1 protein-coding gene and 1 pseudogene are annotated in these 1,383 nt (G+C 59.4%); both read left to right on the top strand.

What is annotated here, in order from left to right:
• On the top strand, window positions 1-1,043 hold a 1,043-nt coding region (locus tag ACPC54_RS42015), incomplete at its 5' end, for a Tn3 family transposase (RefSeq protein WP_498973029.1).
• Between the two features lie 98 nt (window positions 1,044-1,141).
• Window positions 1,142-1,383: pseudogene (locus ACPC54_RS42020) on the top strand (hypothetical protein); the annotation flags it as partial.

Genomic DNA, 1,383 nt, shown 5'->3' on the forward strand with positions numbered 1-1,383 from the left:
TCCACGCCCGCTCGGAAACCTATCGGGCCGCGCAGGCGTGCGTCACCGATGCCCACACGCGGCATCCGCATTCGCAAATTTGGGGCGACGGAACGACCGCGTCGTCTGATGGGCAATTCTTCCGCGCCAGCGACAGGGCCGCCAAGCGCAGTGACATCAACCTGCATTATGGCAGCGAACCGGGATCGAAATTTTACAGCGGGCTTTCTGACCAATACGGCTATTACAGCATCCTGCCGATCAGCCCGACCGAGAGCGAGGCCGTCTATGTGCTCGATGGCCTATTCGACCACGACACGATCCTCGACATCGAGGAACTGTTCACCGACACCGGCGGTGTCAGCGATCAGCTCTTCGGGCTTTTCCCCATCGTCAACAGGCGCTTCTCGCCTCGCATGCGTAATCTCAAGGACCGGAAATTCCATACGTTTGAGAAAGCGGATGCCTATCCGGAGCTGGCTAAACACATTGGTGTGCCGATCAATTCCGATCTCATCCTGGAGCATTGGGACGAGTTCTTGCGTCTTGGCGTATCGATCACGACACGAACCGTTGCACCATCGACCATCCTGAAGTGGTGCTCATCGTCAAAGTCCAGTGATCTCGCCAAAGCCTTGCGCGAGCTCGGCCGTATTGAGCGTACCTTGTTCATGATCGAATGGTATTCAAACCCGGCCTTGCGCCGGCGCTGCCAGGCCGGGCTCAACAAGGGCGAAGCCGCCCACAAGCTCAAACGCGCTGTCTTCTTCCACGAGCGCGGCGAAATACGGGATCGATCCTTTGACAGCCAGGCGTTCCGTGCTTCGGGGCTAAACCTCGTGGTCAGCGCCATCGTTCATTGGAACACCGTCTATCTCAGTCGCGCGACGGCACACTTGCGCCAGCGGGGTCGGCATATTCCCGACGAGCTGCTGAGGCACATCTCACCGCTCAGCTGGGAGCACATAAATCTCACCGGCATCTATTCCTGGGACACCGAACAACAGTTGCCCGAAGGCTTCAGGCCCCTGCGGCTTCCCGGCCGAATCCTCCGAGCGGCGTGACGTTCACCGTTCGTTCGACCTTAGCGCAGGATTTTGAACAGATCTTGTTCCGACCCCTTGCAGGGCGCTCGCGATATTCACAGGGGAACGCAATGAAAATGATCAAGCTTCTCACGGCCGGCGCATTTGCTGGTCTCGCTCTTACCGCAGGTCACGCATCGGCCTCCGTCCTCGATACGGTGAAGGAACGCGGTACGCTGAACTGCGGCACGGACAACACGGCGCCCGGCTTCGGTTACCTCAACACGACGACCGGCCAGATGGAAGGTCTCGACGTCGATTTCTGCCGCGCCGTCGCGGCCGCCGTTCTCGGCGATGCCTCGAAGGTCAAGTTCGTCAC

This window comes from Kitasatospora sp. NPDC094028, assembly GCF_049543595.1.
Classification (GTDB): domain Bacteria; phylum Actinomycetota; class Actinomycetes; order Streptomycetales; family Streptomycetaceae; genus Kitasatospora.